Here is an 18,302-nt window from a genome sequence, read left to right as displayed (position 1 = left end):
GTGCCATCAGCAGTCCGTCAAGGGTCGGGATTGGTCGCCCGATACCGGGACTTCATAATTGGAAGAAATCTCCAAAGTCCTTAACTTGGATGAGCATATCCAAAGTCAATTACTTGCCATAAATTAGCTTATAAGCTACATTATCCGCCATGATTGAAATCTTTCGATACCAAACTGAAGATGGCAAAGAGCCTATAACCGAATGGCTTCAGTCACTTCGCGATAAGCAGGCGCAAGCCAAATTTCGAATACGGATTAAACGCCTGGAGTCTGGCAATTTCGGTGACTGCGATTCAGTTGGTGAAGGCGTACAGGAATTACGAGAACATCTTGGTGCAGGTTATCGAGTTTATTTTGGGCGTCATGGTCAGACGGTTGTCATCTTGCTGTGTGGTGGTTCTAAGAAAACGCAGCCTGCGGATATCACGAAGGCAAAGCAATACTGGGAAGACTGGAAAAGGAGGCGAGTATGAGCAGAAAAATCAATGCTGCGGTATCACACCATGATCGCGAAGTAGCAGAGTTGCGGGCAGACCGCGAGCTGGCCGTTGAATACATGAAAGCAGCCATGGAGTCGCTCGACAATCCTGATGACCGTGCCGCCGGACTGCTTGCGCTACGCACGGTCGCAGAAGCCTATGGTGGACTTGGCGCGGTTGCTGCTGAAGCGGGAATCAGCCGGGAAACACTGTATCGCACGCTGTCGGCCAAAGGAAATCCGACCCTAAAAACATTGCTGGCAGTGTTGAAGGCTGTTGGCATGAAACTTTCCGTTGAATCGGAGCATCCAGCTGCGGCATAAGCGGTTCGCAATTCTCGCAGTGGCGTAGATCAGCACATAAGGACCGTAAAGCGGTGACAATGGTTTTCCTTTTAACACAAGGAGAACGTCATGAACACCGATACCACTATACAAACCCACAATGTAGCGTGGAACAAAGGCAAGCTGGTTGGCCAGAAGATGCCGCTGAAACTGAAGGAGATATGGGCGATACGCATCCGGCTTCAGTTGGCTAAACAGGTTCGAGAGCTTGCCATGTTCAACCTCGCCATCGATAGCAAACTACGCGGCTGTGACTTGGTCGAACTGCAAGTGCGTGATGTTGCACAAGGCGGTCAGGTTTTACAACGTGCAATCGTTATGCAGCGCAAAACGCACCGACCAGTGCAATTTGAAATCACCGAACAAACACGCGATGCTGTGGCAGCATGGATAGCAGCCGCGCATCTCAAATCTGAACAGTTTCTATTCCCAAGCCGCATACATGATTCGCCCCATATTTCGACTCGGCAATATGCAAAGATCGTTGATCAGTGGGTGACATCCATCGGTCTGGACTCGAATGCGTATGGGACACATAGCATGCGGCGCACCAAAGCCACGCTGATCTATCGCCGCACTAAAAATCTGCGTGCCGTGCAGCTACTTCTCGGTCACACCAAACTGGAAAGTACCGTGAGATATTTGGGTATTGAGGTCGATGATGCCCTCGTTATCTCCGAGCAGACGGAGGTCTAGCAGGTATTGCCAATACAAGCGGCAGGCATGTTGAGCACTGCCGCTTGCATATCCTTGAAGGAGAAATTTTGCTCTGTGCCATTTTAGGATGGTCAATGTACAAAATATTCAGTAAGAAAAGGGCTGTTCGCAAGCGGCAAGAAGGTATCCAAATGTGGACATTCGACAAGTTAATAAATCTCGGTAGTCTTTTCAAATAGTCTCTCCCTTGACAGGTTAGATCAATGTCATTAGGATAGCGAGTAATTACTTACTTAAATCATTCTTCAGGCGGAATATGTCGAAACTTAGTTTGAAAATTATCCTGTTAGGCATTCTGTTTATTTCAATATTTGCATGGGCAGTTCTTACCCAAGGGCCGCTTGCGCCGGTCAAAGTTACCGTCGAAAAGATTCAGCAGGGGGCACTGACAGCCGAAGTGTTCGGTGTTGGTCTGGTTGAAGCCAGGCACAGTTACACTATTTCTCCAGTCATGACTGGCAGAATCAAAAACCTCATGGTCGATCAGGGCGATCATGTGAAGGCAGGTCAGATTGTAGCTGAGCTGGATCCTATTGATCTTGATGAAAAGGTGGCCAGCAGTCTCTTTATGAAAGAGCGATCTGCCAATTCAATCAAGGTTGCAGAAGCTCAGTTACTGCAAGCACAGAGTCAGAATAAAACAACTGCTTCTGCCTATAAACGATACAGTGAATTGCACACAAAAGGCTTCATTAGTCAGGAAATGCTGGATGCCAAACTGAATGAAAAAACAGCTTCGCATGCTGCACTGGGCGCGGCGACGGCCACATTGGCGGCAGCAAAAAGAGACTATTCAAAGGCGCAGTCTGATGCGTTGGGTATGGGTAATTTGCGCAATCAAATCAGACTAAAAAGTCCGATAGATGGCGTTGTCACAGCAAAATTACTTGAGCAAGGCGTGACCGTTGTTCCCGGGCAAGTTGTACTTCAAGTTATTGCTGCTAACGATTTATGGATCAAGACTCGCATCGACCAAAAACAGTCAGGTTTGCTTCGGGTCGGGCAGAAGGCTGACATCGTACTGCGTTCACATCCTCAAATACACGTACCTGGAACGGTTGAACGTATTGATTTGATCAGCGATGCGGTCACCGAGGAACGCATTGTGAATGTTGTTTTTGCTCCGCCAGAGTTTAATGCCAGCCTCGGCGAATATGCTGAAGTCACCATTAAATTGCCAGTGAAGGAAAAGGCGCGCTCTATTCCCACCGCTGCAATCAAACGGATTGATCGGCAAGCGGGGGTCTGGGTGTTGCAAGACAACCTGGCCAAGTTCAGGCCAGTCAAGATCGGCATCTCGACGCTGGATGGACGCGCACAAATACTGGATGGCATCAGTGATACTGACGAAGTGATTGTATATAGCCAGAAGGAAATTAAAGAAGACTTGAAGCTCAAAGTCGTTTCGGAAATCGTGAGGAACTGATTGTGATCAACCTTGCAAGCCGCGACATTCTGCATGGATGGGGGAAGTTCGTCTTTACCGGTGTGGGGCTGGGGCTGCTGATCGGTGTCACGCTGACCATGGCCGGGGTCTATCGCGGCATGGTGGATGATGCCAAAGCCATGATAGACAACGCCGGTGCCGACCTGTGGGTGGTTCAGCAAGCGACGCTGGGGCCGTATGCCGAACCGTCAAGTATTCACGATGATGTTGCCCGCGACCTGCTCGGACAAGAGGGAGTCATGGAAGCAGGGAATGTGACTTACCTGACCATGCAAATCCAGCGAGGCGGCAAGGATGTGCGCGTCATGCTGGTTGGAATTGAACAGGGAAAGCCGGGAGAACCAGCCTTTCTGGTGGCAGGACGCCCCATCGCACGCACGCACTACGAAGCACTGGCAGACATTAAGACCGGACTGGCGCTGGGTGAAAGCATCCAGATTCGCCGCCACTCATACACGGTAGTGGGACTTACGCAACGCATGGTGTCATCTAGTGGCGATCCGATGATATTCGTTCCGCTCAAAGATGCTCAGGAGGTGCAGTTCCTCAAAGACAATGATGCCTTGTTGAATGACCGCGCAAGGACGACAGAAACCCCAGCTTTCAATCGCGTACCGGGAGTGCTGGATGCCGTTCTGGCAAGCCAGATCAGCAGTCATATGGTCAATGCCGTACTGGTGCGTATCAGAACTGGATACAACGATCAGATAATTGCCGAACAGATCAAGCGCTGGAAGCATTTGCAGGCATATACCAAGGGGCAGATGGAAGAGATTCTGGTTGCCAAGCTGATTGCGACCTCATCCAAACAGATTTTCATGTTTCTGGTAATTCTTTCCATCGTCAGCGCCGCGATTGTGGCTTTTATTATTTACACTATGACGATGAATAAAATCCGCGAGATCGCTGTGCTCAAGCTGGTGGGAGCGGGTAATCGAACCATCAGTAGCATGATATTGCAGCAGGCGCTAAGCCTAGGTTTGATTGGTTTTGTCGTCGGGAAGATCTCGGCAACCATTTGGGCGCCACTGTTTCCGAAATACGTTTTGCTGATACCGGGGGATGCGATCGTGGGCTTCATTCTGGTCATGCTGATGTGTTCGCTGGCCAGCGTTTTCGCTATCCGTGCTGCATTACGGATCGATCCCGCCACGGCGATAGGAGGATAAGGCGATGAAGATACCTGCGATCCAGATTGAAAATCTGACCAAGCGTTATGGAGAGGGCGATACCGCGGTGGATGCCTTAAAAGGCGTGGACATGACCATCTGGCCGGGTGAAGTAGTCGGCCTGGTCGGCCCTAGCGGGTCGGGGAAAAGCACCTTGCTAAAATGCCTTGGCGCGGTCATTGAACCGACATCAGGAAAAATGCAACTGGGCGGACAGACGATATTTGACGGGGCATGGAAGATTGATGATTTACGCACCTTGCGACGTGATCGTATCGGTTTTGTATTTCAGGCGCCTTATCTGATCCCGTTCCTGGACGTGACCGATAACATCGCTTTATTGCCTATGCTGGCGGGTGTATCGAATGCACAGGCGCGGATTCGCGCCAGAGAATTGCTGGACGCGCTGGATGTTGGCCACCGTGCGCAGGCTCAGGTCTCAGAGCTTTCCGGCGGTGAGCAGCAGCGCGTATCCATTGCGCGTGCACTGGCTAATCACCCCCCCATCATCCTCGCCGATGAGCCAACCGCGCCATTGGACAGCGAGCGTGCCTTAACGGTGGTGAGGATACTGAATCAGATGGCGCAGCAATATCAGACCGCCATAGTCGTGGTCACTCATGATGAGAAGATCATCCCGACCTTCAAGCGTATTTACCACATTCGCGATGGCCGCACTTATGAAGAAGCCGGCGAAGGACGAGATGCATAACAGGATTTTAATGGAGAAATTAGCGTGAATACTGAAGTTATCAAACAGCGTCTATCTACCGAAGAAAGACAAAAAGAGATCGTCCGTGTCGCCATTCATCTGGCCGCTGAAAAAGGCATAGACAGCGTGACGACCCAGGATATGGCAGATGCGATGAAGGTCACGCAAGGTGCCATCTTCAAACATTTTCCCACTAAGGACGATATCTGGCTTGCCGTCATACATTGGATACGCGGGCGACTGATGACAGTGCTGGAGAAAGCAGCATCCGAAGCGACAGGGCCGATTGATGCAATTGAGCGGATGTTCTATGCGCACGTGACTTTTATCGGCAAGCATCCTTCGATTCCGCGTTTGCTGTTTACAGAAATGTTACACAAGAAGAACAGCAAGTTGCGTGATTTGATACAGGGCATCATTTCAGGCTATGAAGAAAGAATTGCCGGGTTGCTGGATGCGGCGAAGACACAGTCACTTGTATCTCAGGATCTGGATAGTAAGAACGCCGCCGTACTTTATATCGGCATGATTCAGGGGCTCTTCATGCAAGTCTCCATTTTTGGCGGCAAACGTTCATTGCTGGAGGAGGCTAAAAAGACCTTCCCGATATATTTGCATGGCATCAAGAAACGTAACGAAGACGCTTAACTTTATCTCTAAAAAAAGGAATAGGAATGAAAAGATATCTCTCACTGGCAATCGCCGGTTTGTTTTATGCGGCAACGAGCGCACAGGCGGCAGAACCGCTTGTCTTGCAACAGGTCATGAAAGACTTGGGTAAAAATATGCAAATCGTAACCGATGGGATTTCACGCGAAGACTGGGTGCTGGTTGAACATACCGCTCACCTGGTCGGCGAACATCCTGAAGCGCCAATGAATGAAAAGGTGCGCATCATGGCTTTCATGGGCAGCGACATGAGCAAATTCAAATCATTTGACGGTCAGACACATGAAGCCGCACATGAGATGGCAGAAGCCGCAAAGGCGAAAGACGGACAAAAAGTAATTTCAGCTTTCCAGAAACTTCAGTCCGGCTGTCTGAGTTGTCACCAGGCCTTTCGCCCGGCGTTTGTGGAACATTTCTATGGCAAGTCTGCCAACTAAAAAAATCATTTAATTTCAAACGGAACATATGAATCATGAAAAATTGCAAATTAAGCTGGAGTCTGGTTGTTGTTTTATCCATCATCGTCGCGCTGTTCGCGTACAAATTCACAGTAGGTGAGGTTCAGCCCTCTGACGATGGTCGTCAGGCAGTCATGCTCAGCAAGGATGAACGCAATGCCTTGTTGCTGGAAATGCGTACCTGGCTGGAAAGCTCGCAAGGCATATTGGAGGCTGCATCCCAGAAGGATTTTGCGGCAGTCGTAGCATCAGCCAAGGCATCTGGAATGGGCGCGGAAGCCCAGACGCCAGGCTCGTTGTTCAGGAAGCTTCCGGTAGAAATGAAAAAACTAGGCTTCGATACACGCAAGAAATTTGATGACATCGCTGCTGATGCCGAGGCCAACAAAGACAGCGATCGCATCGTCAGTCAATTGAGCGTGGCAATGAACAATTGCATCGCCTGTCATGCGATGTACCGTTTTGTCGAAACGCCACAATAGGTGTCATCCGAAGAATCGGATACTCAATTCAATGACGGGGATTTTTAGCATGAAAATGATGCCACGCATTTTTCTGTTTGTACTGGGAATGTCAGGGGCGGCAAGTGCTGCCGACCTGGTCGACACCTACCACGCTGCACAGGCTAACGACCCGCTGTTCTCCGCCGCGCGTGCCTCCCAGCAAGCCGGACAGGAAAAGCTGCCGCAAGGCCGCGCGCTGTTGATGCCCAGCGTTAATCTCACTGCGAACACGACATACAACGATCTGACAACGCAGTATCGGGGTGCATTTTTGATCCCGGGTGCGGCCGGTAATCATCGCTATAACAGCAATGGCTACGGCGTGACGCTGGTTCAGCCTTTGTTCCGTCAACAAAACTGGATCGCTTATACAGAGGCTGAATTACAGGTCGCGCAAAGCGAAGCGCAATTCAAGATCGCCGAGCAGGACTTGGTGTTACGGGTCGCGCAGGCCTATTTTGATGTGCTGATCGCTCAGGACAGCGTGCGCCTGGCCGAGGCGCAAAAGACCGCTATCAAGGAACAACTCGCTCAGGCGAAGCGTAATTTCGAAGTGGGCACGGCCACCATCACCGATACCCACGAAGCACAGGCACGCCACGATTTGACCAGCGCTCAGGAAATCGCCGCGCAGAACAATCTGGAAATCAAACGCCGTACCTTGCAGCAACTGATCAATACGCTACCAAAAGACCTACAATCGCTAGGCAAACAGTTCAAGTTGGAAGCGCCGCAACCCGCCGACATGGAACAATGGGTGAATGACGCGCAACTGAATAGCCCGCAACTGGCTATCGCGCAGGCTGGTGCACAACTGGCCGAAAAAGAAGTGGCGCGCAATCGTGGCGGGCATTATCCCACTGTCGATCTGGTGGCGAATTACTCTAAGAGTGCCGCTACTGGCGGCAGTTTCGGTGTGGGCAGTGATAGCACCAGCAAAAGTATAGGCGTGCAACTCAATCTGCCGATCTTCCAGGGTGGCGCGACCAGTTCCAAGTGGCGTGAAGCCGAGGCCAATCGCGAGCGCGCCAGCCAGGAACTGGAAAACGCCCGTCGCAGCGTAGCACTGCAGACCCGTCAAGCTTACCTCGGTGTGGTGAGCGGCATCGAGCAAGTCAAAGCCTTGCAGCAGGCACTCACCTCCAGCGAAAGCTTGCTGGAAGCCAGCAAGCTGGGTCAGGAAGTAGGCGTGCGCACCAATCTGGACGTGTTGAACGCGCAGCAACAACTCTTTTCGACACGCCATGACCTGTATCAGGCTCAATATGCCTACCTCATCAGTGAACTGCGCCTGAAAGCGGCAGTGGGGACGCTGGGCGAAGCTGATCTGGGCAAGGTCAATCTTACTTTGTACTAAGTTAAATGCCATGCATCCAACAGCATATAATTTCAGGGCAATAGCTGCTGAAGTCAAACAACCCCATTCTTTGATTAAAAAGTAGGTGCTCAACCTGCAGGATGATTAGGCGCGATTACTACTGCTAGTCCCTCAGCAAATCCGCCAGCGATGTGTTGTCCAGCGTACTGAAAAAATTCTCTTGTGCAGTATATAAAACGTGTTTCAACCGACACTTTGGCAATAATGGACAGGTAGATGTGCCGTCTTTCATGCACTCCACTAGCGCCAGACTGTTTTCCATCAAGCGAACTACCGACCCTACAGAGATGTCTTTGGCATCTTGTGCCAAGGAAATCCCGCCGTTCCTGCCACGTTCACTCACGACTAGATTTGCGCCGACTAGCGTCATGACCACTTTCATCAATGTGCTCTTGGAGATTTGGCATTGCTCGGCTACTTCAGCGATGGTGACAGGCGCGTTTTTTTTACCCAGGCAAATCAGTGTACGCAGCGCACTATCTGATGAAACGGTCAGTTGCATGGCTCACCCCAATATTTGTTGTTGTTCATTATAAAGCTTCAAATTTAGATTAGACGGATTTATCAAAAAAGATTCTTAAGTGTTGAATCTTTTTCCTAGGTGTTATATATTCCGACTCCCGGAATCATTTAACAAGGATGAAGCATGTATCAACAAGTTGCCTGGATAGTTTCAATTGCGCTAATCGCGTTACTCGCGAGTGCATTTATATATGTCATCAGAAACGGTAGTAGTACAGGAAACAGTGCCGCCATTTCAGCCTCGACGGGTCGCTGGAGAAGTCGGTTGTTATTGGGTTTGACGATCATTTTCATTCCTGTAATCGGATACACCTTGACCAAAATGCCCTATGTCAGCAATGCAATGGCAAATGTAGGTGCTATTGAAGTTCAGGCCAAGGGTTATCAGTGGTATTGGGAAATATCTCAAACTGAATTGCCTGTAGGTAAGCTAATTGAATTTCAGGTGACCTCAGCCGATGTGAATCATGGCTTCGCCATCTACGGCCCGGACATGAAGATTCTGACTCAGACACAGGCCATGCCAGGTGTGACCAATGTATTACGCTACACCTTCGAGCAGCCGGGAACCTACCAGATACTCTGCCTTGAATATTGTGGAATGGGGCATCACACGATGATGACCGAACTTCATGTAGTCGCACAATAAGTATCAGTACGGAGAATAAATATGAAAATTAAAAGCAATAGCACTCCCTCTCAAGTGAGCGGAGTAGTGAAGGTATATGCAGTAATCACCGGCGTGGTTATTTTGCTTATGATGTTGTTTGGCCTGACCATGCGACTGACGCAGGCTCAGGTGCTCTCAATTGATCCGGTCATGTTTTATCAACTGATGACCGCGCACGGCATCGGCATGGTGGCCATTGCAGGTCTGGGTGGCTCGGCGGTGATGTGGCACTTCCTGAGCAAATACGTCAATCTCAGAGCAGGATTGGCATGGGCCAATCTGGGTTTCTTCCTCGCAGGTGTGGTGTTAGTGCTTGGCGGCATATTCCTCGGTGGCTTTGCCGCAGCCTGGACATTTCTCTATCCCCTGCCTAGCAATTCCATGGGCATGTGGAGTCAGGCTGCTGCTGCATCCTATATGGGTGGTGTGCTTCTGGTTGGCGTCGGCATGCTGTTGTTCTATTTGGAAACAGCGCGCGGCATTATTCAGAAATACGGTAACTTCACTAAATCACTCGGCTGGCACTACCTGAAAAATGGTCAGGACGCGCCCCCAGTGACTGTCATTGCCAGTACGGTCGTTACAATCATCAATATTGTTGCCATCCTGATCGGGGCTGTCATCCTGAGCATGATGTTGATTAATCTGTACGTACCCGAAATCGTAATTTCTGCACTGTTGGCGAAAAACTTGATTTTCATTTTTGGTCATACCTTCATCAATTCGGCTATTTATATGGCTGTCATCGCGCTGTATGAAATACTGCCCATCTATACTGGGCGTCCGTGGAAGTTGTACAAGCCATTCGTGCTTGCATGGTCGGCAACCATCATCATGGTGCTGACCGTATATCCTCATCACATGCTGATGGATTTTGCTCAGCCGGTGTGGATGCACATCATGGGACAGATTATCTCTTATGCCAGCAGTCTTCCTGTTCTGGCCATCACCTTGACGGGTACGCTCGGTGCGGTTTACCGAAGCAATATCAAATGGGATATGACTTCCTCGTTGCTGGTGCTGTCGATTTTTGGCTGGAGCGCAGGCGTGATTCCTGCTGTGATAGACGGCACAATTGCCTTCAATCACGTGATGCATAACACCATGTGGGTGCCGGGTCATTTCCACCTGTACCTGTTGCTGGGTTGCGTCACTATGATCCTGGCTTTCATCAGTTGGATAGCGAAGAATGAAAAGCCTGCTGCCGGTTTCAGCGGGTTTGAAAAAACCATGTTGTGGACTTTTGCGGGCAGTGCGTTCGCCTTCACAATGGTGTTCCTGATGTCCGGCGAGGCCAGTGTCCCGCGCCGCATGGCTGTGCATTTGCCGGAGTGGGTCTGGTATAGCCAGGTCGCGTCCCTGTTTGCAGCAGGTATTGTAATCAGTGCGATGTTTATCATCATTAGGGCATTGAGCGGCGTGATCAAACCGGCGCAACAAGGTTGATTCAGGGGTGGTTCAGTGAGAACGATAACCGCCTCGGTGATTGTCCTGCTGCTGGGGATATGGGCAATTAGTGCCATCACCGAGGGCTTCAATGTGCTCACCTCTGAACAGGCTCGCAGGCTTGATATTGTCAGTAGGCAACCCACCGTTCCAAACGTGCGCCTGATTGATCAGTCTGGTCAGGTGTTTCGTTTCGGCAACAGGGTACAGAAGGAAGACAGGTTTCTGATCGTCGACTTTATCTACACCAACTGCCAGTCGCTCTGTCGTGTGCTTGGAACTCGGTTTCAACAACTCCAGCGCAGCATCATTGAGGGAGGCTTGCAGAACCGTGTTCATCTGCTATCAATCAGCTTTGATCCTGAGCATGACAGCGATGCCGTGCTCAGGCAATACGGCGATCACATGCAGGCTAATGCCGAGGTGTGGACGCTTGCGACGGTGGTCAATGCCGGCGATCTTGAGGTCTTGTTACGCACTTTCGGTATTACCGTCATTCCCGATCAGTTGGGCGGATTTCAGCATAATGCTGCCCTGATCTGGGTCGCACCATCTGGAAAATTGGTGCGTGTCATGGACAGTGATTCAGACGATCCGCTGAGTATTCTGGATGAACTGGTGAAATAAAATTGATTAAAGCAAAGCAACATTCTGGAAAAATTTGGCCTGGTATCGGCGTGAGTATCATCATTGTTTTAGCTGTTCCCTTCATGCGACGGATGATGGAGAGCGACATGGTGCTGCACATGTTGGTGCAGATTCCGCTCATCCTGTTTGCCGGATGGTCATTGGCCCGGGGATGTACGGAACAAGTAAAGGTCGGCTTGCAGAGGTGGAACTACGCAGGCATCGCCGGATTGCTGATGACGTCTCTGGTGCTGATCTTCTGGATGCTTCCCCGCGCGTTGGATATCGTACTGACCAACAATACGCTGGAATTGTTAAAGTTCCTGTCGCTTGTCATGGCGGGCGCAGCACTTAAATTATCGTGGCAAGCGGCCGGGATGATAGCCCGTGGTGTCTTTCTGGGTAACGTATTACCCATGATGATGGTCGTGGGCTGGCTGTACATCGAGTCACCGGTCCGGATTTGTAATTCCTACCTGAGCAACGATCAATTACGCACGGGAAGGGGGCTGCTTGCTTTGTCTATTGCCGGTAGCCTGATCTGGTTATATGCATTTTTTATATCAGCCGGTCATGGTGACCGTTCTGAGATGCAGTCGAATAATTCAACCTCAATATTTAAATAAGGAACCGAAAATGTCACATAACTGCTCCAATACTATCTCCTTTGACCTGTGCTACCCGTTCGATGCACGCGGTGTGGCTAAACGCTTCCGCCATGCGGCGATCTTCGGTGCGCTGGATGCACTGAATCCGGGTGAGACCATGAGTTTTGTCAACGACCACGACCCGTTACCACTGCTGGCTCAATTGACTCAGCGTTACGGTGAGGGCATCACGATCAACTATGTCGCGCGTGAGCCTGATAATATTGCCATCAACTTCACTCGCAGATAATATTTTCTCCGGCGTGTTTGTAAGAGTTTCCACAAGTTGTAACACCTGTTGAGGGAGAAAGAAAGATGATTCCTAAACGATTTTATGGCTATGACTGGGATGCGATCGCCGGGATTCTGGCAGCGGTGATCGCCATCATCCTGCACATGTTGCATGTGCTGGACGAGCACGTCATCCTGCCTATCATTCTGGTCTTGATCGCCCTGCTTTTTATCAACTTTATGCGTCATGAACGGAGTAATGAACTTACTGCGGAACAGGTGGAGCGTATGGATAGGACGGTGAAAACCATACATTCCACGCTGCAACCCTCGGATGTGGATTTGGTGGGGCCACGCCAGTTACGGACGACGAGTGAACAGTTTTCCCATAACATGCGCGGTGACTCGATCTGGTTCAATGTCTGTCTGTCCATGTACAAGCCCCAGCAACTGTTCGATGCGCTGCTGCGCCCGGCCGTGGAAAACCCCAAGGTAAAATCCATACGCTTCACGCTGGACGAAAGTCAGCAACCCTTGTGGGAACAGCACGTTTTACCCAAAATCATGGCGTGCAAGGGGCATGCCAAAGTAATGGAGCCACATTGGCGTCAGTTGGAAAAGAACATCTCATTCATACTCGCGGATATTCATCAGGAGGGACAAACTGAGGCTTTGCTGAGTTTTTGGGGGGAACCGTTCATGGCGCAGTCCACCGAGAAAGAGGTTCCGCGCTATATTTTTCACGTTCGTCACCGATCTGAATTGTTGACGCACCTAGTTGAGTTGGAGCGTGGACACCACTTGCGGCAGCAGGAGAAATCATGAAGGAAACTGTAACTTTTTCATTCTTGAAGCATTTCTAAGATGGGTTTTGTCAATAAAATTACCGGGTTCTGGGGCGTCTCCTCAAATGCCACCGGTCACGCAGAAAAGTTCATCTCCGGCATCGGTGGGTTCATCGGTATCTTGCTGACCATGTGGGTCAGCCATCATTATCTCGGCGTGCAGGGCGCGGCATTGCTGGTGGCCTCGATGGGGGCATCGGCAGTTTTGCTGTTCGCCGTGCCGCATGGGGCCTTATCCCAGCCCTGGGCATTGATGGGGGGGCATTTCTTTTCAGCGTTGATCGGTGTCACCTGCGCACAGAGTGTCACCAATCCTCTGATTGCCGCGCCGCTGGCTGTGGCGCTGGCGATCACCGTGATGCATTATCTGCGCTGTACACATCCGCCGGGTGGAGCGACCGCGATCACCGCCGTCATCGGCGGTGAGCAAGTCCATGCGCTGGGGTATCAGTTTGTGCTGACCCCTGTGCTGGTAAATGCATTGATCATGCTGCTTGCCGCCATTGCGGTGAACTACGCTTTTCAATGGCGTCGTTATCCGGCCAGTCTCAAGCAGCAGGCCAGCAAGCCTGAGGTGCAGAATATGGCTGCAACAAGCAAGCTGATGCACGATGATTTTGAGTACGCCCTCAGGGAGCTCGGCACTTATGTGGATGTCAGCGAAGCCGATCTGAGCAGAATCTACCGGCTGGCTGTCAAGCATGCCTGGCAACTCTCAGACCAGTCGGGGGAAATCAGCGCCGGTCTGTATTACAGCAACGGAGAGCAGGGGGCGGATAAGTCGGTACGCAAGGTCATCGAAGTGTCTGATAAAGATGGCGGGTCGGCGGTGACGTACAGCATAGTGGCAGGGAATGGGCAAGGTGCGATAAAAACCGCCACGATGCCTGATTTTACCAACTGGCAGGAATACGAAGTGATCCTGAAACAAGGTTCATGGCACCGGATACGGCCGATTGATTTGTAATACAAGGAATTGAAAGAAAAATATGAAATTGACTCAATATTCCGATCTGGGCTTGCGACTATTGATGTATCTGGCGCTACGCGAGGGCGAATCGGTCACAATACAGGAGGCTAGTGATCGCTTTGCTATCTCCAAGAACCATCTGGTGAAGATTTCGCATCAATTGACCAAGCAAGGTTTAATTGTAAGCATACGTGGTCGCAATGGCGGCGTGCGTCTGGCGCGTCCACCTGAGCGTATCAATGTCGAAGAGGTCTTACGTGCAACTGAAGAAAACTTCGATCTGGTCGAGTGTTTCAATGCCGCGCAGAATCGTTGTGTCATTTCTGGCGAGTGCAAGCTTAGCGCAGTGTTAGACGCTGCGCTTGCAGCATTTTTCAAGGTGCTAAGTGCCACCTCTCTGGCCGATCTGGTCACGAATTCTCAGGCGATTGACCAGAATCTATTGCCACTGCCAAAAGAAATATCCATCAACTTCAGTGCGCTGAGTCTCCTGAAAGGTAAATAGGCTAGCTTGGGTGTAAGTCTTGTTTGCTTTGCGGATTTAAACATGTATCATTTAAACATGTATTAAACAAATATGTAGTTTTGCTGCAATAGAGTGCGAGTATAAAACCTTGCTGGCTTGTCTGTTAAATATCTGCTGTTAATGGTGATGAAGAAGTAATGATAGAACCCGTAAAAATGGCTGATTTCTTTATCAGCTTCTTTTCAGCCGCTTCTGTGATCGTGTTCGGTGCGCTGTATGCCCTCCTGTTCGCCTATTCAAAAATCAAATGTGTGCCGCGCGTGATGCCGCTGGCTTATCTGTCCTATGCCGCTTTGTTCGCATCGGTCATGGCACTGGCGACTGTGGCGCATCTGTTTGGCAGTCTGTTCTGGGTGACTGTCGTGGTACTCATGCTGGTCGGTTACATGTTTGCACCGCACGCCATCTGGCATCTGTGCGTGGGTACCCACGATGACGCAGATACGCTGGCTTTAAATTGTATTAACCAAAACCCTCACGAAAAATTTCATCAATCCTGTAAGGAGTAAGCATCATGACTACCAGCAACTGGTGGGCATCCGAGACCTTTTGGCGTAAGACCGCCATTTGGGTAACGGCCGGCTCATTCGTCATATTAATATTTCTGACTTTCGACACCATGTCGCAAATCACCGCAGGGTCGAAACGGGTACCCGCGTATTCGGCGATCAATCATCGCGTCGAATATGTCTATGACGAGTCGCGTCATGCGCAAGTCCCGGTGATCGGGACTGCTGATGAACCGCTGTTTGGCAAGATGCTGACCGAAGCCGAAGCTCTGGTGAGTCATGGCAAGCTGACCGTACAGGCAAAGAACTGCATGGGTTGTCATACGCTGCTGGGAAATGGTGCGTATTACGCTCCCGACCTGACCAAAGCCTGGCTTGATCCTTTCTGGGGTTCACGCGAGATCCGCGAGGAGCAGATGGTGGCGTTCATCATGGATCCTTCAGACAAACTGCATAACAGCGTGGGCAGACGCATGCCCAAGCTGGGGGTGACGGATGATGAGGCACACGCGATCGTGGCCTTCCTGAAGTGGATGTCTACCATCGACACCAATGGCTTCCCGTCCAACTTCAAACCACTCGATCAGGAGAACTAATATGAGTACGCTTGGAACTCTCGATTCTGCCAACCTCAATGGCGGGCAGAAACTGGCGGTGAAGTATTTTGCCGTCGCGGTGGTGTTGTTCGGTGCGCAAATCTTGTTTGGGTTGCTGTCCGGACTGCAATACCTGATACCGGACTTTCTATATGGGGTACTGGATTTCTCGGTCAACCGCATGGTGCATATCAATGCCATGGTGGTGTGGATGCTGTTCGGTTTCATCGGGTCGGTCTACTGGCTGCTGGAGGAAGAATCCGGTATTCCCATTGTCGGCCTGAAGCTGGGTAATATCGTTTTTTGGATATTCACACTGGCAGTCGTGGTGGTTGTGGCAGTCTATCTGCTGGTGCAGGTAGGGCCGGGCGATCAGTCTACGATATGGTTAATCAATGAAGGTCGCGAGTACATCGAAGCGCCGCGCTGGGCCGATATCGGTATCGTGGTCTGTGTGATGGCGGTGTTCTTCAATGTGGCAGCCACCTTCGCCAAAGGCAAGTGGACAGGTATCGGCGGTGTGTTGACGCTGGATATGATCGCCTTGTTCGCTATCTATATGGCGGGCATGTTTTACACCGCCAACATCTCGGTAGATCAATACTGGTGGTGGTGGGTGATCCATCTGTGGGTCGAAGCGACCTGGGAAGTGATGGTAGGTTGCATCATGGCTTACGGTCTGATGATCGTACTGGGCACGCCACGCAAGATCGTGGAGACATGGCTGTATATCGAAGTGGCGCTGATGTTCGGCTCCGGCATCTTAGGTATAGGTCATCATTACTTCTGGATCGGCACACCGGAATACTGGCTGTCTATCGGTGGATTCTTCTCAGCCCTTGAACCCGTGCCGCTGGTTGCGATGGTGGTGCATGCGGTGTTCGATTCCGGGGTGAACAAGATGCGCAACAACAATCATCCCGCGATGGGCTGGCTGATCACGCAGGCGTTCGGTAACTTCTTCGGTGCGGGTGTGTGGGGCTTTATGCACACTCTGCCGCAGATAAATCTGTACACCCACGGCACACAATGGTCTGCATCGCATGGTCATCTGGCCTTCTTCGGTGCGTATGCCACGATCAATATCGCATTCTTCTACATCGTCGCGCAGAAATGGCGCGGCAATGTGTGGATGAGCAGCGACATGAAAGGCAACTGGAAGTGGAAATGGGCGCTGGTGCTGTTGAATCTGGGCATGCTGGGGATGACCATGGGCATGCTGGTGTCAGGGTACGAGCAATCGCAGATCGAGCGCGCCATAGAAGGCTCGACCTGGGCTGGTTATTTCGCAGCGCAGGCTCATCCCTGGTTCATACAGGGCATGGTCTGGCGTGAAATCTTCGGCGTGATGTTCGCGGCAGGTTACGGGATATTGATCTGGGACTTGCTGACCATAGGCAAGCGTGAAACCCGGCCCGCACAGGTGCTACTTCCTCACTAAGCAGAAGGCAGAAGGCAGAAGACAGAAGGCAGAAGGCAGAAGGCAGAAGGCAGAAGGCAGAAGGCAGAAGGCAGAAGGCAGAAGGCAGAAGGCAGAAGGCAGAAGGCAGAAGGCAGAAGGCAGAAGGCAGAAGGCAGCATGACACAAACCCATCCTGAATTACAGGGTGGGGTTTTAGTACGCTTCATCGCTCATCGTTTCTTGAAAAATTACAGGGGTTCACATGAGTTATCCGGTTTTTTTTGATGCAGTGCCTAGAATCAGTTTCTATGACCCGTTGGCCGAATTTCTTGGCGCAACGGAGCAGGGGGTGTTGCAGTACGGTTATTTTGATGTGGTACGACTGGCAGGACACTCCTGCCCGACGGTCGCCTCAGCCTATTGGGCAACTTATAAAGCCTTGTCCGCGCTCTATCCAGATGCGACGCCTGTGCGTGGCGATATACGAGTGGAGTTCAGAAGGAGCAGCGAGAGTGGAGTCACGGGCGTGATTGCGAATGTCGTCAGCATGCTGACGGGCGCAATGTCCGAGTCTGGCTTCAAGGGTATCGGTGGCCGTTTCGACAGGCGCGAGCGATTGTTTTTTTCCGTGGCTATGCAAGGAGAAGTCCGCTATACCCGGCTTGATACAAATCAGGCTGTTGAAATTGCATTCAATCTGCAACAAGTTCCGGCACCGCCGCGTCTGTCCGAATTGATGGCAAGCTGTTTGTCCAACACTGCAAGTCCGGCGGAAGTGACTGAATTCCGAGAGCTTTGGCAGGAGCGGGTACGCTGCATTCTGTTGGATCATGGTAACGATCCGGCCGTCTTTGCTGTCACCTACGTTTGAGGTTTATATGAAAAGAAGCGCCATTCTGCAACCGCTATCGCGTGAACACCACTCTGCACTCATTTTGGCCCAAACGTGTAAACGGGCGGCACTGTCAGGTGAGTCGGCACAGATTACACAAGCTTGTCAGCGCGCGATTCTGGCCTTTTCCGCAGAGTTGGAGGTTCACTTCCAGTTTGAGGAACAATCCTTACTACCGTTACTGAAAAGTCCGGAAACACAAGCACTGGTGCAACGTACGTTGGCTGACCACGAGCGGTTACGTGCATTACTCCACGGCTTGCAGCAAACTGATGCTGTTGCATTGGACAATTTTGGACAATGTCTGGCCGAGCATGTGCGCTTTGAAGAAAGAGAGCTGTTTGCAGTGCTTGAAAGCTTATTGGGAGCACGATAAGCTCTGACTGGAGACGCATACACAAATCACGGGACGCGTATCCAGAGGTCTTTGGCAGGCATTGACTGACGGATTTGGGCCGATTGAAAAGCATCGATCTCTTTAAATTGCATACCCGGAAGCTGCACTTCGTCATGGTCCGGTTAGTCTCGTTAGCGGATATTCTC

The 18,302-nt window shown here is 50.9% G+C and carries 24 protein-coding genes; 23 read left to right on the top strand and 1 reads right to left on the bottom strand.

Features of this window, described 5'->3' with window-relative positions; genetic code table 11:
* Positions 1-149: 149 nt before the first annotated feature.
* The 10 genes from GALF_RS12420 (at position 150) to GALF_RS12375 (ending at position 7,855) form a co-directional block, all read left to right on the top strand.
* The gene (locus GALF_RS12420) at positions 150-473 is read left to right on the top strand and encodes a type II toxin-antitoxin system RelE/ParE family toxin (protein ID WP_013294412.1); all 324 of its coding nucleotides are present in this window, start codon (positions 150-152) and stop codon (positions 471-473) included.
* The gene (locus tag GALF_RS12415) at positions 470-802 is read left to right on the top strand and encodes an addiction module antidote protein (RefSeq protein ID WP_013294411.1); all 333 of its coding nucleotides are present in this window, start codon (positions 470-472) and stop codon (positions 800-802) included. Before GALF_RS12420 ends, GALF_RS12415 begins: the two co-directional genes overlap by 4 nt.
* 90 nt (positions 803-892) lie before the next feature.
* Positions 893-1,519, top strand: coding sequence for a tyrosine-type recombinase/integrase (locus GALF_RS12410; protein ID WP_013294410.1), 627 nt, complete (start codon positions 893-895; stop codon positions 1,517-1,519).
* Positions 1,520-1,796: 277 nt separating this feature from the next.
* Positions 1,797-2,966 carry an efflux RND transporter periplasmic adaptor subunit gene (locus GALF_RS12405; RefSeq protein ID WP_013294409.1) on the top strand — a complete coding sequence of 390 codons (1,170 nt, stop codon included), beginning with the start codon at positions 1,797-1,799 and terminating at the stop codon, positions 2,964-2,966.
* A gap of 2 nt (positions 2,967-2,968) precedes the next feature.
* Entirely contained in the window at positions 2,969-4,156 is a 1,188-nt protein-coding gene (locus GALF_RS12400; RefSeq protein WP_013294408.1) for an ABC transporter permease, read from the top strand.
* Positions 4,157-4,160: 4 nt separating this feature from the next.
* Positions 4,161-4,868 (top strand): ABC transporter ATP-binding protein, encoded by a 708-nt coding sequence (locus GALF_RS12395; RefSeq protein ID WP_013294407.1) that lies wholly within the window; start codon positions 4,161-4,163, stop codon positions 4,866-4,868.
* A gap of 24 nt (positions 4,869-4,892) precedes the next feature.
* Complete coding sequence (locus GALF_RS12390; RefSeq protein WP_013294406.1) at positions 4,893-5,516, top strand: TetR/AcrR family transcriptional regulator; 624 nt, start codon at positions 4,893-4,895, stop codon at positions 5,514-5,516.
* Between the two features lie 26 nt (positions 5,517-5,542).
* Positions 5,543-5,974: a cytochrome c gene (locus GALF_RS12385; protein WP_013294405.1), complete on the top strand. Its 432-nt coding sequence runs from the start codon at positions 5,543-5,545 to the stop codon at positions 5,972-5,974.
* 35 nt (positions 5,975-6,009) lie between these two features.
* Positions 6,010-6,477: a hypothetical protein gene (locus GALF_RS12380; protein ID WP_013294404.1), complete on the top strand. Its 468-nt coding sequence runs from the start codon at positions 6,010-6,012 to the stop codon at positions 6,475-6,477.
* 49 nt (positions 6,478-6,526) lie between these two features.
* Positions 6,527-7,855 (top strand): TolC family outer membrane protein, encoded by a 1,329-nt coding sequence (locus GALF_RS12375; protein ID WP_013294403.1) that lies wholly within the window; start codon positions 6,527-6,529, stop codon positions 7,853-7,855.
* 124 nt (positions 7,856-7,979) lie between these two features.
* On the opposite strand, the gene GALF_RS12370 is transcribed toward GALF_RS12375, so the two are convergent.
* Positions 7,980-8,378, bottom strand: coding sequence for an RrF2 family transcriptional regulator (locus GALF_RS12370; RefSeq protein ID WP_013294402.1), 399 nt, complete (start codon positions 8,376-8,378; stop codon positions 7,980-7,982).
* 144 nt (positions 8,379-8,522) lie between these two features.
* Here GALF_RS12370 and GALF_RS12365 point away from each other — a divergent pair, with 144 nt between their 5' ends.
* The 13 genes from GALF_RS12365 (at position 8,523) to GALF_RS12305 (ending at position 18,135) form a co-directional block, all read left to right on the top strand.
* The gene (locus GALF_RS12365; RefSeq protein WP_013294401.1) at positions 8,523-9,047 is read left to right on the top strand and encodes a cupredoxin domain-containing protein; all 525 of its coding nucleotides are present in this window, start codon (positions 8,523-8,525) and stop codon (positions 9,045-9,047) included.
* A gap of 21 nt (positions 9,048-9,068) precedes the next feature.
* Positions 9,069-10,514, top strand: coding sequence for a cbb3-type cytochrome c oxidase subunit I (locus GALF_RS12360; protein ID WP_013294400.1), 1,446 nt, complete (start codon positions 9,069-9,071; stop codon positions 10,512-10,514).
* A 15-nt stretch (positions 10,515-10,529) separates the two neighbouring features.
* Positions 10,530-11,141 (top strand): SCO family protein, encoded by a 612-nt coding sequence (locus GALF_RS12355; protein ID WP_013294399.1) that lies wholly within the window; start codon positions 10,530-10,532, stop codon positions 11,139-11,141.
* Between the two features lie 2 nt (positions 11,142-11,143).
* Positions 11,144-11,767 (top strand): hypothetical protein, encoded by a 624-nt coding sequence (locus tag GALF_RS12350; RefSeq protein WP_013294398.1) that lies wholly within the window; start codon positions 11,144-11,146, stop codon positions 11,765-11,767.
* A gap of 10 nt (positions 11,768-11,777) precedes the next feature.
* Positions 11,778-12,038: a DUF2249 domain-containing protein gene (locus GALF_RS12345; RefSeq protein ID WP_013294397.1), complete on the top strand. Its 261-nt coding sequence runs from the start codon at positions 11,778-11,780 to the stop codon at positions 12,036-12,038.
* Between the two features lie 65 nt (positions 12,039-12,103).
* Positions 12,104-12,844 (top strand): hypothetical protein, encoded by a 741-nt coding sequence (locus GALF_RS12340; protein WP_013294396.1) that lies wholly within the window; start codon positions 12,104-12,106, stop codon positions 12,842-12,844.
* A gap of 39 nt (positions 12,845-12,883) precedes the next feature.
* Positions 12,884-13,831 (top strand): HPP family protein, encoded by a 948-nt coding sequence (locus GALF_RS12335; RefSeq protein ID WP_013294395.1) that lies wholly within the window; start codon positions 12,884-12,886, stop codon positions 13,829-13,831.
* A gap of 22 nt (positions 13,832-13,853) precedes the next feature.
* Positions 13,854-14,339: an RrF2 family transcriptional regulator gene (locus GALF_RS12330; protein ID WP_013294394.1), complete on the top strand. Its 486-nt coding sequence runs from the start codon at positions 13,854-13,856 to the stop codon at positions 14,337-14,339.
* A 158-nt stretch (positions 14,340-14,497) separates the two neighbouring features.
* Entirely contained in the window at positions 14,498-14,869 is a 372-nt protein-coding gene (locus GALF_RS12325) for a hypothetical protein (protein ID WP_013294393.1), read from the top strand.
* 5 nt (positions 14,870-14,874) lie between these two features.
* Positions 14,875-15,465, top strand: a complete 591-nt coding sequence (locus GALF_RS12320; protein WP_013294392.1) for a c-type cytochrome — start codon at positions 14,875-14,877, stop codon at positions 15,463-15,465.
* A 1-nt stretch (position 15,466) separates the two neighbouring features.
* Positions 15,467-16,906, top strand: coding sequence for a cbb3-type cytochrome c oxidase subunit I (locus tag GALF_RS12315; RefSeq protein WP_013294391.1), 1,440 nt, complete (start codon positions 15,467-15,469; stop codon positions 16,904-16,906).
* A 223-nt stretch (positions 16,907-17,129) separates the two neighbouring features.
* Positions 17,130-17,738 (top strand): hypothetical protein, encoded by a 609-nt coding sequence (locus tag GALF_RS12310; protein WP_013294390.1) that lies wholly within the window; start codon positions 17,130-17,132, stop codon positions 17,736-17,738.
* Positions 17,739-17,745: 7 nt separating this feature from the next.
* Positions 17,746-18,135, top strand: a complete 390-nt coding sequence (locus GALF_RS12305) for a hemerythrin domain-containing protein (RefSeq protein ID WP_013294389.1) — start codon at positions 17,746-17,748, stop codon at positions 18,133-18,135.
* Positions 18,136-18,302 lie beyond the last annotated feature (167 nt).

Origin of the sequence: Gallionella capsiferriformans ES-2 (genome assembly GCF_000145255.1) — a bacterium.
Taxonomy (GTDB): domain Bacteria; phylum Pseudomonadota; class Gammaproteobacteria; order Burkholderiales; family Gallionellaceae; genus Gallionella; species Gallionella capsiferriformans.
The sequence above is the reverse complement of the archived record's forward strand: the minus strand, read 5'-3'. Positions and strand labels throughout refer to the sequence as shown.

Bases quoted from the DNA above. Each gene is read 5' to 3' on its own strand.
- GALF_RS12420 (WP_013294412.1), top strand. From the start codon at position 150: ATGATTGAAATCTTTCGATACCAAACTGAAGATGGCAAAGAGCCTATA.
- GALF_RS12415 (WP_013294411.1), top strand. From the start codon at position 470: ATGAGCAGAAAAATCAATGCTGCGGTATCACACCATGATCGCGAAGTA.
- GALF_RS12410 (WP_013294410.1), top strand. From the start codon at position 893: ATGAACACCGATACCACTATACAAACCCACAATGTAGCGTGGAACAAA.
- GALF_RS12405 (WP_013294409.1), top strand. From the start codon at position 1,797: ATGTCGAAACTTAGTTTGAAAATTATCCTGTTAGGCATTCTGTTTATT.
- GALF_RS12395 (WP_013294407.1), top strand. From the start codon at position 4,161: ATGAAGATACCTGCGATCCAGATTGAAAATCTGACCAAGCGTTATGGA.
- GALF_RS12385 (WP_013294405.1), top strand. From the start codon at position 5,543: ATGAAAAGATATCTCTCACTGGCAATCGCCGGTTTGTTTTATGCGGCA.
- GALF_RS12380 (WP_013294404.1), top strand. From the start codon at position 6,010: ATGAAAAATTGCAAATTAAGCTGGAGTCTGGTTGTTGTTTTATCCATC.
- GALF_RS12375 (WP_013294403.1), top strand. From the start codon at position 6,527: ATGAAAATGATGCCACGCATTTTTCTGTTTGTACTGGGAATGTCAGGG.
- GALF_RS12370 (WP_013294402.1), bottom strand. From the start codon at position 8,378: ATGCAACTGACCGTTTCATCAGATAGTGCGCTGCGTACACTGATTTGC.
- GALF_RS12365 (WP_013294401.1), top strand. From the start codon at position 8,523: ATGTATCAACAAGTTGCCTGGATAGTTTCAATTGCGCTAATCGCGTTA.
- GALF_RS12360 (WP_013294400.1), top strand. From the start codon at position 9,069: ATGAAAATTAAAAGCAATAGCACTCCCTCTCAAGTGAGCGGAGTAGTG.
- GALF_RS12345 (WP_013294397.1), top strand. From the start codon at position 11,778: ATGTCACATAACTGCTCCAATACTATCTCCTTTGACCTGTGCTACCCG.
- GALF_RS12340 (WP_013294396.1), top strand. From the start codon at position 12,104: ATGATTCCTAAACGATTTTATGGCTATGACTGGGATGCGATCGCCGGG.
- GALF_RS12335 (WP_013294395.1), top strand. From the start codon at position 12,884: ATGGGTTTTGTCAATAAAATTACCGGGTTCTGGGGCGTCTCCTCAAAT.
- GALF_RS12330 (WP_013294394.1), top strand. From the start codon at position 13,854: ATGAAATTGACTCAATATTCCGATCTGGGCTTGCGACTATTGATGTAT.
- GALF_RS12325 (WP_013294393.1), top strand. From the start codon at position 14,498: ATGATAGAACCCGTAAAAATGGCTGATTTCTTTATCAGCTTCTTTTCA.
- GALF_RS12320 (WP_013294392.1), top strand. From the start codon at position 14,875: ATGACTACCAGCAACTGGTGGGCATCCGAGACCTTTTGGCGTAAGACC.
- GALF_RS12315 (WP_013294391.1), top strand. From the start codon at position 15,467: ATGAGTACGCTTGGAACTCTCGATTCTGCCAACCTCAATGGCGGGCAG.
- GALF_RS12310 (WP_013294390.1), top strand. From the start codon at position 17,130: ATGAGTTATCCGGTTTTTTTTGATGCAGTGCCTAGAATCAGTTTCTAT.
- GALF_RS12305 (WP_013294389.1), top strand. From the start codon at position 17,746: ATGAAAAGAAGCGCCATTCTGCAACCGCTATCGCGTGAACACCACTCT.